At 33.9% G+C, this 15,111-nt stretch carries 14 protein-coding genes and 1 tRNA gene; 7 read left to right on the top strand and 8 right to left on the bottom strand.

Annotation, left to right across the window (positions count from 1 at the left end; all coding sequences use genetic code 11):
- Nucleotides 1-7: 7 nt before the first annotated feature.
- Together AC1EU5_RS02165 and AC1EU5_RS02160 are read left to right on the top strand one after the other, a co-directional pair.
- A complete protein-coding gene (locus AC1EU5_RS02165; protein WP_480190706.1) occupies nt 8-637 on the top strand; it encodes an arsenate-mycothiol transferase ArsC in 630 nt (209 codons plus the stop codon).
- Entirely contained in the window at nt 634-1,398 is a 765-nt protein-coding gene (locus AC1EU5_RS02160; RefSeq protein ID WP_480190705.1) for an MIP/aquaporin family protein, read from the top strand. Before AC1EU5_RS02165 ends, AC1EU5_RS02160 begins: the two co-directional genes overlap by 4 nt.
- Before the next feature lie 11 nt (nt 1,399-1,409).
- On the opposite strand, the gene AC1EU5_RS02155 is transcribed toward AC1EU5_RS02160, so the two are convergent.
- The 4 genes from AC1EU5_RS02155 to panC are packed head-to-tail and all read right to left on the bottom strand — an operon-like array spanning nt 1,410 to nt 5,388.
- Nucleotides 1,410-2,621 (bottom strand): BaiN/RdsA family NAD(P)/FAD-dependent oxidoreductase, encoded by a 1,212-nt coding sequence (locus AC1EU5_RS02155; protein ID WP_480190704.1) that lies wholly within the window; start codon nt 2,619-2,621, stop codon nt 1,410-1,412.
- Entirely contained in the window at nt 2,618-3,547 is a 930-nt protein-coding gene (locus AC1EU5_RS02150) for a GYDIA family GHMP kinase (RefSeq protein WP_480190703.1), read from the bottom strand. Before AC1EU5_RS02150 ends, AC1EU5_RS02155 begins: the two co-directional genes overlap by 4 nt.
- Nucleotides 3,544-4,518, bottom strand: a complete 975-nt coding sequence (locus AC1EU5_RS02145; RefSeq protein ID WP_480190702.1) for a lysylphosphatidylglycerol synthase transmembrane domain-containing protein — start codon at nt 4,516-4,518, stop codon at nt 3,544-3,546. Before AC1EU5_RS02145 ends, AC1EU5_RS02150 begins: the two co-directional genes overlap by 4 nt.
- Nucleotides 4,519-4,545: 27 nt before the next feature.
- Nucleotides 4,546-5,388: a pantoate--beta-alanine ligase gene (gene panC / locus AC1EU5_RS02140; RefSeq protein WP_480190701.1), complete on the bottom strand. Its 843-nt coding sequence runs from the start codon at nt 5,386-5,388 to the stop codon at nt 4,546-4,548.
- A gap of 104 nt (nt 5,389-5,492) precedes the next feature.
- Here panC and AC1EU5_RS02135 point away from each other — a divergent pair, with 104 nt between their 5' ends.
- The 3 genes from AC1EU5_RS02135 to glmS are packed head-to-tail and all read left to right on the top strand — an operon-like array spanning nt 5,493 to nt 9,746.
- Nucleotides 5,493-6,299: a glycogen/starch synthase gene (locus AC1EU5_RS02135; RefSeq protein WP_480190700.1), complete on the top strand. Its 807-nt coding sequence runs from the start codon at nt 5,493-5,495 to the stop codon at nt 6,297-6,299.
- Between the two features lie 13 nt (nt 6,300-6,312).
- Nucleotides 6,313-7,881, top strand: coding sequence for a DUF4270 domain-containing protein (locus AC1EU5_RS02130; protein WP_480190699.1), 1,569 nt, complete (start codon nt 6,313-6,315; stop codon nt 7,879-7,881).
- Nucleotides 7,882-7,892: 11 nt separating this feature from the next.
- The gene (gene glmS, locus AC1EU5_RS02125) at nt 7,893-9,746 is read left to right on the top strand and encodes a glutamine--fructose-6-phosphate transaminase (isomerizing) (protein WP_480190698.1); all 1,854 of its coding nucleotides are present in this window, start codon (nt 7,893-7,895) and stop codon (nt 9,744-9,746) included.
- A 3-nt stretch (nt 9,747-9,749) separates the two neighbouring features.
- On the opposite strand, the gene pth is transcribed toward glmS, so the two are convergent.
- From pth to AC1EU5_RS02110, 3 genes are all read right to left on the bottom strand, one after another.
- On the bottom strand, nt 9,750-10,316 hold the full coding sequence (gene pth / locus AC1EU5_RS02120; protein WP_480190697.1) for an aminoacyl-tRNA hydrolase: 567 nt from the start codon (nt 10,314-10,316) through the stop codon (nt 9,750-9,752).
- A gap of 140 nt (nt 10,317-10,456) precedes the next feature.
- The gene (locus AC1EU5_RS02115) at nt 10,457-11,098 is read right to left on the bottom strand and encodes a 50S ribosomal protein L25/general stress protein Ctc (protein ID WP_480190696.1); all 642 of its coding nucleotides are present in this window, start codon (nt 11,096-11,098) and stop codon (nt 10,457-10,459) included.
- A 14-nt stretch (nt 11,099-11,112) separates the two neighbouring features.
- The gene (locus tag AC1EU5_RS02110; protein ID WP_480190695.1) at nt 11,113-12,054 is read right to left on the bottom strand and encodes a ribose-phosphate pyrophosphokinase; all 942 of its coding nucleotides are present in this window, start codon (nt 12,052-12,054) and stop codon (nt 11,113-11,115) included.
- Between the two features lie 131 nt (nt 12,055-12,185).
- On the opposite strand from AC1EU5_RS02110, the gene AC1EU5_RS02105 reads away from it, so the two are divergent.
- Nucleotides 12,186-12,269 (top strand) — tRNA-Leu (locus AC1EU5_RS02105).
- A 28-nt stretch (nt 12,270-12,297) separates the two neighbouring features.
- On the opposite strand, the gene pdxR is transcribed toward AC1EU5_RS02105, so the two are convergent.
- On the bottom strand, nt 12,298-13,788 hold the full coding sequence (gene pdxR / locus AC1EU5_RS02100; protein WP_480190694.1) for a MocR-like pyridoxine biosynthesis transcription factor PdxR: 1,491 nt from the start codon (nt 13,786-13,788) through the stop codon (nt 12,298-12,300).
- Nucleotides 13,789-13,878: 90 nt separating this feature from the next.
- Between pdxR and AC1EU5_RS02095 the strand changes: the two genes are divergently transcribed.
- Entirely contained in the window at nt 13,879-15,102 is a 1,224-nt protein-coding gene (locus tag AC1EU5_RS02095; RefSeq protein ID WP_480190693.1) for a M14 family metallopeptidase, read from the top strand.
- The last annotated feature ends 9 nt before the right edge of the window (nt 15,103-15,111 follow it).

The following is a 15,111-nucleotide window of genomic DNA, read 5'->3' as shown; positions in this document are numbered from 1 at the left end:
AAATAATATGAAGAAAAAAAATAGACTGTTCAATGAGCTAAAAGATACAATAGCAGAACTTGATATAAATGCCGTTAGTGATGAGCGTAAAGAAGTGCTACAACCATTAATTCATCATATTCAAAACAAAGTAGACTTTAAGAAATTTGTGCACTTAAATTTTATATGCACTCATAACTCACGAAGAAGTCATTTTTCTCAGGTTTGGGCGCAAACAATGTCTCGTTACTACGGAGTTAGAAGAGTTTTTTGCTATTCAGGAGGTACGGAGGCCACTGAAATGTATCCCATGGTAGCCGAAACTTTAAAAAATTCAGGGTTTGAGATACACAAAATTTCTCAAGGAGAAAACCCAGTTTATGTTATTCACTTTGGCGAGAGTATATACCCTGTTATAGGTTTTTCAAAGACGTTTGATAATCCTTTTAATCCCTCATCTGATTACGCCGCAATAATGACCTGCGCTCATGCTGATGAAAATTGTCCTTTAATTCCTGGAGTAGAGAAACGAATTGCGATTACATATGAAGATCCAAAAGCATTTGATGACACTCCTCAAAAAGCTGAAAAATATGAAGAGCGAAACATACAAATAGCAACCGAGATGAAGTATATTTTCTCAAAAATAATACATTGATCTCTTTTAGAGAATATTTAGGCGAATTTTTAGGCACCCTTTTATTAGTTTTCTTTGGATGTGGTGCTGTTGCAGTTTCAGTAGTTTTTGGAGCTTTAAATCTTTTAGGTGTAGCTCTTATTTTTGGTCTCGGCGTATCTATGGCTATTTTTGCAGTAAGAAATATATGCCCTGCACACTTGAATCCTGCCGTGAGCATTGCCATGGTATTTGCAAAGCAACTTGCTACCAAAAAACTACCTTTTTATTTGATTGCTCAATTTTTAGGAGGTCTATTTGGAGCTTTGTTGTTATTCTTTATTTTTAATGATGCAATTATCAATTATGAAGAAGCAAATAATATCATTAGAGGTAATGAAGTTTCTTATCGCTCTGCAATGATGTTTGGTGAATATTTCCCAAACCCCGGTTTTGCCGATAAATTTACTATTACACATAGATTGGCTTGTTTTATGGAAGGATTGGGAACTTTTATTTTAGTCTTCGTAATTTTTCGTTTGACGGAAAAATCAACACAAATTAACAATGCAACGCCACTCTTAATTGGACTAACTGTAACCATTTTAATCTGTTTAATCGCACCATTTACACAAGGAGGGTTTAATCCTGCTCGTGATTTTTCACCTAGGATCATTGCTTATTTTGGAGGGTGGAAATCTGCAGCTTTTCCATCTGTTTCATTTAGCTTTTTAACAGTGTATATGCTATCACCTGTTTTAGGAGGTGTATTGGCTTCGTATTTACATAAAACACTAAAATAAAAATTGTGCTGTCATTCTGCAATTGCTTTTCCGGCAATATAGGCGCCCGTCCAAGCATTCTGAAAATTAAAACCACCTGTTACAGCATCAATATTCAATACTTCGCCAGCAAAAAAAAGGTTTTTGTTTAGTTTACTCTCAAAACGTTTGAAGTTTACCTCTTTTAAATCTACCCCTCCAGCGGTAACAAACTCTTCTTTAAAAGTTGACTTTCCATTGGCATTGAATACTGTGCGCGTCAGCTGGTTTGAAAGATGTTCAAGTTGTCTATTAGTTAAATCCGCCCATCGCTGATGTAAATTAATTTCTGATGCGACCACTAAATTCTCCCATAATCGTCTTGGTATTTGTTCAAAAACACTTTTTTGAGAAACAAAACTTTTAGCCAGTTGCACTTTTGTATGTTTTAACCGTTCTAAGACCTCATTTCTAGATTGAGAAATCCAGTTAACCAAGACATTGTATTGATAATTTTTCTGTGCTAGAAATAAAGCACCAAAAGCTGACAATTTCAATACTGCTGGTCCACTAATTCCCCAATGAGTAATTAATAAAGGTCCTGAACTGATAAAGTCAGATCCAATCAATTGAACTTTGGCATTTGGAACGGATACGCCAGGAATTTCTTTTATTCTTGAATCATTGATCTTAAATGTAAATAGCGAAGGCACTGGTGGAACGATAGTATGACCTAAACTAGCCAAGGTTTTCCAAAATTTTGGACTGCTACCTGATGTTATCACTAGTTTGTCTGCCTTATATTGCTGTGAATCTGTAACCACAGTAAATTGTTGTCCAAGTTTTGATATGCTCCTTGCATTTTGATTCAGTACTAATTCAACTCCCGCCTTTTGAGCACTACTCGTTAAGCAATCAATGATAGTTTGTGATGAATTTGAAACGGGGAAGACACGGTTATCTCCCTCTATTTTTAGCGGAACACTCCTTTCTTCAAACCATTGCATGGTATCACTCGTCATGAATTGATGAAAAGGACCTAATAACTCTTTTCTTCCTCTGGGATAGAATTCTACCAATTCCTTAGGATCAAAACAAGCATGTGTAATATTACACCGCCCACCGCCTGAAATTTTTACTTTTTGTAGAACTTTATTCCCCTTTTCTAGAATAACTACATGTAGATCAGGATTGGTTTCAGCTATAGTAATGGCAGTAAAAAACCCAGCTGCACCGCCACCAATAATAATTACATTTTTACTCATAATACCATTTCCTGATATGATACTACCGTATGAAATCCCTTATTTTTGAAATAATCAGGCGTATCTTCATTTCCTGTTGCTAAAATAAAATCACCTCCCCAAGCGCCTAAACTTTTTGTTTGTCCGAAATAATCAGCAAATAAAACCTGTTGAATAGATTCTTGACTAATTATTGAAGCAATAATTCGTTCATGTTCTGCCAGAATTGGGTCGAAATCTTTTAATGTTTCTGTTTTCAAAATCTCATTTGTCAATTTTGATATTTCATCTGCAAACGCATATTTATTACCCTTAAATTTTTGGTATTGTGTAATTCCTTCCCTACTATTTTGTTTTCTATTAAGGTGTACAAAAAAAAGTTGATCCTTAAAACTCGGATCAAACAAAACAGACTGAACAGTCGGTTTTTTATTTTTTAATTGATACACAATTGGTGTATTATTTTGAGCACACGCAATATCATACGCACTACCCCCAAAGGTGTCAAATTGCAACTTAAATGCATCTATTTGCGCCCATTGCGCTATATTATTCACTAAGGTTGATGAAGAGCCTAAGCCCCAATTTCTTGAAAAATCAAGATTGGTACCTACATACCAGCCAGTTTCATTTGAAAGAAAGTCAGTGTTTTGTTTTTTTACCTGCAAGAGGATTTCTTGTAGTTTTAAAGCCAATGAATCGCTTCCATCTTCTACTTTTGAATCAAAAGTTTCTGATACAATCCTAAGTTTTGGCAACTCAAACTCAACTTGCAACCATTGATGTTCATTTTCATCAAAACTTTCCCAAATCAATTTGGGTTCTTCAATAGATTGAATGGTTAACGCCTGTCCTTTTTTTGTAGGTAAGGCTAATGATTGGGCTTCGTCAAGCACTACGTACTCCCCGGTAATTAACAATTTGCCGTTACTGTAGAATTTTGTCATGAATTACGATTTCCATTGTAAATAGGAAGAAAAAGCATAGAAAGACCGCCAAAAACAATTACCATTAGAGTTTGGGCAGTCCACATAATCCATCCAAAGGCATTGGCAGGATTTTCTGCTACACCATATAATGCCAATGCACTAGCTACAAAAACAGGGTAGGTTCCCAATCCTCCATTGGTTAGTGCCATACTCAAACCTCCAACTACAAAACCAACAATAATCGCAGAGAATGATAAGTCTGAGGTCTCAGGAATCGCAAAAGTACATGCATAAAACATGGCTACGTACATTACCCAAATAAAGACAGTATGAAAAATAAACGCCCATTTATTCTTCATCTTTAATATACTCAATGCTCCTTCAATTAAGCCATTAAAAAAAGTTTTAACTCTCAATAAGAAGCCGCTTTCGGCTTTCTGAATTAGTTTAAAACCAATAAAGCCAAAAATTACTGCAACAAGCATAAGAAGGATTGTCAATAAACTCTTTGAGCCACCATTTTTAAATAAATAGCTTTCAATTAGCTCTGCCTGTGCAAAAAAGGCAATAGAGATAATCAAAAGAAGCATAATAACATCTGCGATACGCTCCGCCACAATGGTTCCCATAGCCTTTTCAAATGGAATATTTTCATACTTAGAAATAGCAGTTCCTCTTGCAAACTCTCCAGCACGAGGTAAAACTATATTCACTAAATAAGCCACCAGAACTGTCATCACACTATTTGCAAATTTAGGCCGATATCCTAAAGGTTTCAGCAAAAATTGCCAACGATAAGCTCTGGATAAATGACTTAAAACTCCAAAAAATAATGACAAAGCTACCCACCAATAATTGGCAGTTTTAAAGGAATTCAAAATAGCATGCTTATCTTTAGGTGTTAATTGTTCCAAAAAATACCATATAACAGCAACACCTATGGCAATGGGAACTATAGAAAAAAGAGTTTTTTTAAGTTTTGAATTCACATGCTGGATTTTCGCCAGCAAAAATAGTTAATTTAAAGCGATGTTGTCTATCAAACGAATATCTCCTGCATAAGCAGCAACAAAAGCGCGGTATTTATTCCTTTTTAACTTTCTTTGAGCAGGTTTTAATGTTTTGGCATTGGCTATCTCAAAATATTCTAGTTCTAAGTCAGGATTATTTTCGTACTGTTCCTTTACCCAGTTTTCAAGCTTTGAAACTGACATAACTTTAAATTTTTTCTTAGATTCTTGAAGCATTTTGTAGATAAAAGGAGCTGCTTTTCTATGCTTTTTAGTAAGGCGTGTATTTCTAGAACTCATAGCTAAACCATCTTTTTCGCGATGAATAGGGCAACCTATTACTTCTACCGGAAGTTGATATTTCTCAACAAGTTTTTTAATAATCTGTAATTGTTGAAAATCTTTCTCTCCAAAATAAGCATTTTGTGGCTGCACGATTTCAAATAAACGCTTTACAATAGTTCCAACACCATCAAAATGCCCTTTTCTGTGTTTACCTTCCATTTCATACTCAAGCCCATCAAAATTAAATTTTTGTGACTTAATAGTATCTTGATAGATCTCTTCTGCTGACGGGGCAAAAACATAATCACAATTAATAGTTTTTAATAGCTCTACATCTTCATTTAAAGTTCGAGGATATTTCACTAAATCTTCTTGATTATCAAACTGCGTTGGATTCACAAAAATACTGACAACAATTAGGTCATTATGTTGCTGCGCCATCTTAATTAAAGATAGGTGTCCCTCATGTAAAGCACCCATAGTAGGCACAAAACCAATAGACTTTTTGCTTCTTAGAACCGCTAAATAATTATTAATTGAATTAGATGACGTAAAAACCTGCATGAAAAGATGTTAATTACACGTTAAAAGCGCGTAAACTTAATACTTTAAGTTCAATTCTAGTCAAATTTTTGTAATTTTGCATATTCCTAATTTTAGCCAGATTTATGAAAGATAAGAGAATATTGTTTGTATCCTCAGAAGTGGTACCGTATTTACCTGAAAATGAAACAGCTAATATGGCTTTTGAAGTATCAAGAGAGATGCATAACAAGGGGGCGCAGATTCGTATTTTTATGCCTCGTTTTGGAGTGATCAATGAACGTAGGCATCAATTGCATGAGGTAATTCGACTTTCAGGTATGAACCTGATTATCAATGATATGGATATGCCTTTAATTATTAAAGTAGCATCCATTCCTAAAGAAAGAATGCAGGTATATTTTATTGATAATGATGAGTATTTTAAAAGAAAAGCACTGTATACTGATGAAGACGGAAATTTATTTTCCGACAATGATGAAAGAGCTATTTTCTTTGCTAAAGGAGTCGTAGAAACGGTAAAGAAATTAAACTGGGCACCGGATATTATTCATGTGCATGGTTGGATGGCTTCGCTTTTACCGTTATATTTAAGGGAATACTATAAAAATGATCCTTTATTTTCTGAAAGTAAAATTGTTACCTCTCTTTATAATAATGCTTTTAAAGGATCTTTAGGAGAAGAAATTGTTGAAAAAATTAAGTTCGACTCTATTTCTGAAGATAAATTACAATCATTAAACAAAGCAAATCACAATAACCTTATAAAAATTGCTATTGAAAATTCTGATGCAGTAATAAGAGGTAGTGAAAACCTTTCTAAAGAAATAGAAGATCATATTAACACTACAAGCACGCCGGTTTTAGACTACCAACCTTCCGACAATTTTACTGAAGCCTATTCAAATTTTTATTTAACAAAAGTTTTATAATAGTTACTTGTTCATGACAAATAAGATTTTAAGCAGCATAAAGGCTGCATGTGTATTTAGTTTGGTATTACTAAGTATTGTAGCCTGCGAAAAAGATTTTGAAAACATAGGTGTAAATATTGTTGATAATAATTTATTCAATACAAAAGACACTGTTTTCGAAGTTATCTCTTACACAAGGAATGTAGATTCATCAAGAGTAGATAATATGCCATTGTATAATTTAGGTATTTTAAATGACCCTAATTTTGGTATTCTAAGATCTTCCTTTATATCTCAACTAGGTTTTGCTTCTGGCATAGATAGTATTAGAACAAGACAGGATGTAGTTATTGATACAATAATTATTGATGTACCTTATTTTTCTACTAGAGAAGATAATTTATCTGATGGAAAACCAAGTTTCTCCCTTGATTCTATTTTTAGTGGGTCAGAAAACCCTCCAGAATTTACATTAAAGATAAATAGGCTTTCTACTTTTTTAAATACGCTTGACCCTAATGATCCAACAAAAAACAAGGTTTATTATTCTAATGAGGGTTATGACATACTAGAAGAATTATATTCTGATGAATTCTCTCCTAGTGCAAATGACACTGTACTTTATGTTAATAGAACTTTATTTGAGGGGGCTGAAAGTATAGACACGATTCTTAAAGATGACAAAAGTCCATCAATAAAATTACCCTTAAATAAGGCTGAAATAAAGAAAATTTTTAGAGACGAAGCCAGCCCTTCCAATTTCTCAAACAATGAAGCTTTCATTGATTATTTTAGAGGTTTAATAATTACACCTGAAGGCGATAATGGTTCATTAATGACACTTGCAATGTCAAATGCGACATTCAATATTTACTATACTTATACTAACCCTACTGATGAAAATGGTACAGATTTAAATGATGATGGTGATACGGATGATACAGATGTGCCTGTTTTAACTAAAGAAACTCTTTCTCTCCCTTTCTCGGGCATTAGAACCAGTATTTATAATAGAAATTATAATGGTGCGACAATTGAGAGTTTTATTACATCACCTAATAAAATAGAAGGATCAGAAAAACTGTTTGTACAAGGATCAGCTGGATCAGTGGCAGAATTTGAATTATTTAAAGGTATTGACTTAGAAGAATTAAGAGCTAATAATTGGTTAATTAACGGTGCTATTTTGGATTTATATGTGGACGAATCAACACAAGATGTCCCTGATAGATTGTATTTATATAATTCCGAAGACAATTCTATAATTATAGATGTAATATCAGAGGCAACGGTAACTGGAATAGGAGGTTTTCTTGAACGTAACGATGATAATACACCTCTTCGCTATAGATTCAGTATTACTGATTATATTTCTCGAGTGCTCGGCTCTGACTTTAATGATAGCCTTTTGGCCACTAAATTTGCAATTAAAACTTATCACTCAACTGATGCTCCACAAAATGTTAACGATACCATCGTAAGAAACTTTAGCTGGATAAACAAAGGTGTCATTTTAAAAGGAAATAATTTAACTTTGCCTAGTAGTAGTGAATTAGATCCTGAGCGATTTAAGTTAACTATCTATTATACTGAAAATTAAATAAAATTGCTATGTGTGGAATTACAGGTTATATAGGCTATAGAGACGCTTATCCTATTATTATTAATGGGCTTAAACGCTTAGAGTACAGAGGTTATGACAGTGCCGGTGTTGTTTTATTTGATGGAGAAAACATTAAACTATCAAAAACAAAAGGAAAAGTAAGTAATTTACTTGAACGCGTTGAAAAAGAAATCTCTACAGATGGTACTATAGGCATTGGTCATACACGATGGGCAACTCATGGTGTACCTAATGATGTTAATTCACACCCTCATACTTCACAATCTGGCGACTTGGTAATTGTTCATAATGGTATTATAGAAAACTATGATACTATTAAAAAAGAGTTGCTCAAACGAGGTTATACTTTTAAAAGCGATACAGATACAGAAGTACTTATAAATTTAATTGAAGAAGTAAAAAAGCAAAATGATGTAAAGCTTGGTAAAGCGGTTCAAATAGCTTTACAACAAGTTATAGGCGCTTATGCTATTGCTGTTTTTGACAAAACAAAACCTAATGAAATTGTAGTTGCACGTTTAGGAAGCCCAATTGCAATTGGTATTGGAAAAGATAAAAAAGAATTTTTTGTTGCTTCTGATGCTTCTCCTTTTATCGAATATACGAAAGATGCTATTTATCTGGAAGATGAAGAAATGGCGATCATTCGTGTTGGAAAAGAGGTGAAAATCAGAAAAATAAAGGATGATTCTTTAGTTACACCTGATGTTCAAGAGCTTCAAATGAATTTGGAGCAGATTGAAAAAGGAGGTTATGAGCATTTCATGCTAAAAGAAATTCATGAACAACCAAGAGCCATTACAGATACGTATAGAGGTCGTTTGTTATCAAATCAAGCTATTATTAAGATGGCAGGAGTTGAAGATAATATGAAGAAGTTCCTGAATGCCGAACGTATTATCATTGTAGCTTGTGGTACTTCATGGCATGCAGGTTTGGTGGCGGAGTATATTTTTGAAGATTTTGCAAGAATTCCTGTTGAAGTAGAATATGCTTCAGAATTTAGATATAGAAACCCCGTTATTTCAGAAAAAGATGTTGTGATTGCCATATCTCAATCAGGTGAAACTGCAGATACATTAGCGGCTATTAAATTGGCAAAGTCCAAAGGTGCTTTTGTATTTGGAGTGTGTAATGTAGTGGGGTCTTCCATAGCACGTGAAACAGATGCAGGTGCTTATACACATGCGGGACCAGAAATTGGAGTAGCTTCTACCAAAGCATTTACTACTCAAATTACTGTATTGACTCTAATGGCATTACGCCTATCTAGAGCTAAAGGTACAATGTCCAGCTCTGATTATCGTATGCACTTACAAGAATTAGAATTAATTCCGAACAAAATTGAGCAATTACTGAAAATTGATGATCACGTAAAAGCAATAGCAAAAGAGTATTTGCTGTCAACAAACTGTTTGTACTTGGGTAGAGGTTTTAATTTTCCAGTAGCGCTTGAAGGAGCCTTAAAACTAAAAGAAATATCATATATACATGCTGAGGGTTACCCGGCAGCTGAAATGAAGCATGGACCCATTGCTTTAATAGATGATAGAATGCCAGTAATTGTAATTGCTACTAGAAAAGGGCACTATGAAAAAGTAGTAAGCAATATTCAAGAAATTAAGTCTCGCAGTGGAAAAATTATTGCTGTTGTTCCTGAAGGGGATGTACAAGTAAAGGAAATTGCTGATCACGTAATTGAAATACCTGAAACTGAAGAAGCATTAACACCTTTGTTAACTACAATTCCATTACAATTATTATCTTATCATATTGCCGTTATGCGCAATTGTAATGTTGATCAGCCAAGAAACCTGGCAAAATCAGTTACTGTAGAATAGTAATTATTTACCGTTGAACTCGTTCATGGTAATTTTGATACCTGCTGTTCCAAAAGACTTAATTACCTGAATTGCTTTATCAAGTCGTTCAGGTAATTTTTTTCGTTCTTCTTCATCCCACTTTCCAAGAACATAGTCTACTTGCCTTCCTTTAGAATACTCATTACTAATACCAAATCTAAATCTGGCATATTGTTGCGTATTCAACACTTCATTAATACTCTTCAAACCGTTGTGACCTCCATCACTCCCTTTAGCCTTTAATCTTAATGTTCCAAAAGAGATATTCAAATCGTCAGTAACTATCAGTAAATTCTCCAATAGAATTTTTTCTTTATCCACCCAGTACTTTACTGCTTTACCACTTAAATTCATAAATGTGGATGGCTTTAAAAGAATAAATGTTCTTCCTTTAAACTTAAATCTGGTAATGGCACCTAGCTTTTGCGTTTCAAAAGTTACATCTTCAGCTTTAGCTAATTTATCAAGTATTTTAAACCCAATATTATGGCGTGTTTCATCATATGTTGAACCTATATTACCTAAACCTACTATTAGATATTTTTTCATAAGATCTGCTTCTGTAATTTTCTTCCCGAAAAGGGATTTAAAAAAAGAAATGATTCTTTGCATAGCGGCAAAGATAATCTTAAAATGAAAAAAGCTTCGCGTTAAGCGAAGCTCTTCTTATGTTTATCTTGAAATGAATATTATTCCTGAGCAGCTTCAGCTTCTGGTGCCGCAGCTCCTTCAGCTCCTTCTTCAGTTCCTTCTTCATCTTCATCTTCATCTACAGCAGTTGTCAAGGCGGCTCTAGCCATTCTTACTTGACATACAACCATGTTTTCAGGATGCAGAATTGCAAAATCTTCACTAGATACATCAGAAACATATATTTTATCTCCAATTTTTAGTTTTGATATATCAGTAGTAATAAAATCAGGTAAATTAGCAGGTAAAGCACGTACTTTCAAACTTCTGTTTGGAAAACGCAACACACCACCGGCTATAACACCAGGAGCATTTCCTTCTAATTTAACCGGAATATTCATAGTAACTTCTTTATCATCAAATAATTGATAGAAGTCAACATGTAATATTCTATCTGACACAGGATGGAACTGGATATCCTGCATAATAGCAGCATATTTTTGCCCGTCTAATTCAATTGACGCTGTGTAAACATTTGGAGTATACACTAAATTTTTGAATGATAATTCATCAGCTGAAAAGTGTAGTGGTTTGTCTCCTCCGTATAACACGCAAGGAACCTTTCCAGCATTACGTAAGGCTTTTGTCGATGACTTTCCTACGCTTTCTCTTTGAGATCCATTGATCGTAATTGATTGCATTACTTAAAATTTATTTACATTAAAAATTGATCACTTATTGACTTGTTGCTCTGCACTTTATGCATCACGTCTGCGAATAAGGGCGCGCAAGATACAACTTTTATTTTAGATAATTCTTTTTCCAATGGAATTGTATCTGTAATAATTAATTGCTCCAACTTTGAGTTCTCAATTCTGTCATAGGCCTCTCCTGAAAGCACTGCATGCGTACATATAGCACGTACACTTTTGGCCCCTTTTTCAATCATTAAATCTGCCGCTTTGGTGAGCGTACCTGCAGTGTCAATCATATCATCAACAAGTATTACATTCTTCCCCTCTACATTTCCTATTAACTCCATATGTGCAATCACATTAGCCTTCTTACGCTGCTTATAACAAATAACAACATCACTTTCTAAAAATTTCGAATAAGCATAAGCTCGTTTCGAACCACCCATATCTGGTGAAGCTATTGTCAAATTGTCTAGGTTCATTTTCTGAATTTCAGGTAAAAAGATCGTGGATGCATATAAATGATCTACGGGTTTTTCAAAAAATCCCTGAATCTGATCGGCATGTAAATCCATTGTAATAATTCGCGTCGCTCCCGCTGCCTGTAGTAAATTTGCTACCATTTTTGCTGCTATTGGCACCCTAGGCTTATCTTTTCTATCTTGACGAGCCCATCCAAAATAAGGAATAACTGCAGTAATATGACGAGCCGACGCTCTTTTTGCAGCATCTATCATTAAGAGCATTTCCATTAAATTATCCATTGGTGGTATAGTAGAACCAATGATAAAAATTCTACGTCCTCTAATAGATTCTTCAAATGATACTTGAAATTCGCCGTCACTAAAGACATTCTTCCTTGATTTCCCTAGTTTACTACCATAAGAAGTGGCAATTTTTTGGGCTAATTCAATTGATTGTGAGCAAGCAAAAAGTTTGGGCTTAGGCACTTTTTGTTTCATGATTGTGTTGTGGTGTTTTGGTAGATATTAAAGTAGATTTTCAAATCATCACAAAAGTAAAATTATTTACCACAGTAACCATATATTTTCTACGGTAGAAGAAAAATATTTTTTAGATTTGCATCCCATTTGCCAAAGTGGTGGAATTGGTAGACACGTTGGATTCAAAATCCAATGCTAGCAATAGCGTGTGGGTTCGAGTCCCACCTTTGGTACAAACCTCAACTTTTAAGTTGAGGTTTTTTATGCTAAGTCTTTAACATACTTTTCTAAGCTTCCTTTCATTTTAAATAAATAGTCTCTAATAGATTTTGTATTTACAGAACTATATCCCATCACAAGACCATTTTTTCTGCTCTTATTGTTTAAAAAATATTTGCTTAACGGGTGCGTAATAACACCTTTCTGATTTAAGTGATTAGCAAGGTCAATATCTCTAAAATCACCTATCACATTGGCTATAACATGTAGGCCTGTATTTGATGTGTCTAGTAAAAATTGATGACTTAAATTTTCTATAAAAAGTCTTTCAAATACTTCTTTTCTCTCAAGGGACGCTTCTATTACGTTTCTCAGGTGCTTATTTAGATAATCTCTTTCAATAAATGTACTCATTGTCTTTTGTAAGGACCTTGAAACAAATCTACTTGATTGTTCATAGAGAGCTATAACTGTGTCAAGGAAGTAATAAGGAACAATCATGTAACCCAACCTGATTGAGGGATGTAATAACTTATTAAATGTACCTAAATAAACTACCCTTTGCTGTTGATCTAAACTATATAGAGAAGCAAAAGGATTTTCCCAATTACTAAATTCATGATCATAATCGTCTTCAACTATAACAGTGTTTTTTGCTGAAGCCCATTTCAGCAATTCCGACCTACGCTTCATGCTCATTTTAATACCTGTAGGATATTGATTTGAAGGAGTAGTGTAAATCAGTTTTGGCTTTTTACATTTTATACTTTTTACATTAATACCTTCATGATCAACATCAACTGAACATATGGTAGCTTTTAAACTATCAAACAAACCATAGGCATGTGGATATGTTGGGTTTTCAATAACGACTTCATCCTTTTTGTTTAACAAAGCATTAGAAATTAAATACAATGAATGCAAAGATCCAGAAGTAATTATTATTTGATCTGGGCTACAATTAATATTTCTATATAGTTTTAGATAATTGGCTATGTTTTCTCTAATACATTGTAGTCCAATAGCATTAGAATATGAAAGTTCTGAAGGTTTAATAGACTTCCAATATTCATCAATCAATTTCTTCCATATGTGCACCGGAAAAATATCTAAGGGAGGAAGTCCAGGTCTAAAGGCCACTCCACTATTTGATGTTTTATTAATGATGTGAATATTTTTGGCAAATGCTCTCCCTCTTTTAGATATAGGTGGATATTTTCCTTTTCGATTCTTGGCTTGTACTTTATAGTAGATCTTCTTATCTCTAGATGATAACACATAATATCCTGAGCCTTTTATAGAACGTATATACTTTTCTAAAACCAATAGGTCATAAGCCTTTAAAACCGTGCTACGCGAAATCTTTAAATCCTTAGCCAATACCCTTGAAGGTGGCAACTTCATTCCTTCTTCTAATGACTTATTCATCACGGCATTTTTTATAGCAGTATAAAGGTTTATATAGATATTTTCATAGTCTTCTTTATTGCCAAAACCATTCTTTTTTAGTATGCTTTTGATGTTAAAATGCAAAATTGGTATGTCGTTAAGTTAAAAATTGGTATGCGCAATATACCACAATACATTAATAGTTTTATTATTCGAAAGCCTAACTAACTCAAAATGAAATCTCTTTTTAACATACTAGTTTGTATGTGTTTTATTCTTTTAGCTGCTTGTTCTAGTGTTAAAGAAGTTGATTTTAAAACCCCTGTTGATACCACAACAAAGCCTATTAGATTACAAACGAAGCAGACATATACGTTAAATGATTTAGATGTATATGCTAGTAATGAGTTTGATGGAGCTCGCTTGAATGGATTAAAAAAACAAAATGACAGTACGGCTGTTGTGATTATCAATCCAGAAAACGAGCCAGTTAATCATAGTGCCTACTACGCTTTCAAAGCATGGTCAAAAACCCCAAAAGACTTTTATTTTACTTTTCAATATCCAAAAGGGCATAAACATCGATACATTCCGAAGCTAAAAAAGAATGGTGAATGGAAGGTCATAGATTCTACTAGCATATTCAAACAAGACACTATAGTAACTATCAAGGTACAACTAGATAAGCAGCCTTTAACTATTTCTGCTCAAGAATTGCAAACCACCGCAGATGTAAGAAATTGGTTTGCCAATTTAATTGAAGGAAAGGATTACGTGCATTTTAAAAATTTTGGCCAATCTAAACTAGGAAGAGACTTGCCTGTTCTAGATATCTACAAGGGGGAGAAAGAGAATAAACCTATAATTATATTATTGACTCGACAACATCCGCCAGAAGTCACTGGTTTTTTTGCATTCAAAGAATTCTTGCAAACTATCTTAAATGGCTCTGAACTTTCAAATAGATTTTTAAATAATTACCGTGTTTTAGCATTTCCCATCATGAATCCTGACGGTGTTGATTTGGGGCATTGGCGTCATAATGCTGGAGGGGTCGATACAAATAGAGATTGGTCACAATACCATCAACCAGAGGTTAAACAAAAGGTTGCATATATTACAAAGCAAATGAAAAAGAATAATGCCCAATTACTTTTAGGTATTGACTTTCATTCAACATATGAGGATGTATTCTATACAAATAAGATACGAGAGGGCACTGCCTTGCCAAACTTCATTGATGATTGGTTTCAGGCATTAGAAGCCAATATTCCTAATTACAAAGTAAATGAAGCCGCAGGTAATAGCACAAAGCCTGTTTCAAAAGGATGGTTTTTATACGGGCATAATGCGGTAGGAATAACCTACGAAATTGGCGATGCAACCCCAAGAGATAGAATCAAATTAATAGGCAAAGTTACCGCCGAACAAATGATGAATATTTTACTAAACAAATAATTTTTAACT

This window comes from Maritimimonas sp. 2405UD52-3 (genome assembly GCF_056591715.1).
This window is presented reverse-complemented; position numbering and strand designations above follow the sequence as displayed.

Excerpts from the sequence above, each read along its gene's own strand:
- AC1EU5_RS02165 (WP_480190706.1), top strand. The coding sequence starts at position 8 with ATGAAGAAAAAAAATAGACTGTTCAATGAGCTAAAAGATACAATAGCA.
- AC1EU5_RS02155 (WP_480190704.1), bottom strand. The coding sequence starts at position 2,621 with ATGAGTAAAAATGTAATTATTATTGGTGGCGGTGCAGCTGGGTTTTTT.
- AC1EU5_RS02150 (WP_480190703.1), bottom strand. The coding sequence starts at position 3,547 with ATGACAAAATTCTACAGTAACGGCAAATTGTTAATTACCGGGGAGTAC.
- panC (WP_480190701.1), bottom strand. The coding sequence starts at position 5,388 with ATGCAGGTTTTTACGTCATCTAATTCAATTAATAATTATTTAGCGGTT.
- AC1EU5_RS02135 (WP_480190700.1), top strand. The coding sequence starts at position 5,493 with ATGAAAGATAAGAGAATATTGTTTGTATCCTCAGAAGTGGTACCGTAT.
- AC1EU5_RS02130 (WP_480190699.1), top strand. The coding sequence starts at position 6,313 with ATGACAAATAAGATTTTAAGCAGCATAAAGGCTGCATGTGTATTTAGT.
- glmS (WP_480190698.1), top strand. The coding sequence starts at position 7,893 with ATGTGTGGAATTACAGGTTATATAGGCTATAGAGACGCTTATCCTATT.
- pth (WP_480190697.1), bottom strand. The coding sequence starts at position 10,316 with ATGAAAAAATATCTAATAGTAGGTTTAGGTAATATAGGTTCAACATAT.
- AC1EU5_RS02115 (WP_480190696.1), bottom strand. The coding sequence starts at position 11,098 with ATGCAATCAATTACGATCAATGGATCTCAAAGAGAAAGCGTAGGAAAG.
- AC1EU5_RS02110 (WP_480190695.1), bottom strand. The coding sequence starts at position 12,054 with ATGAAACAAAAAGTGCCTAAGCCCAAACTTTTTGCTTGCTCACAATCA.
- AC1EU5_RS02095 (WP_480190693.1), top strand. The coding sequence starts at position 13,879 with ATGAAATCTCTTTTTAACATACTAGTTTGTATGTGTTTTATTCTTTTA.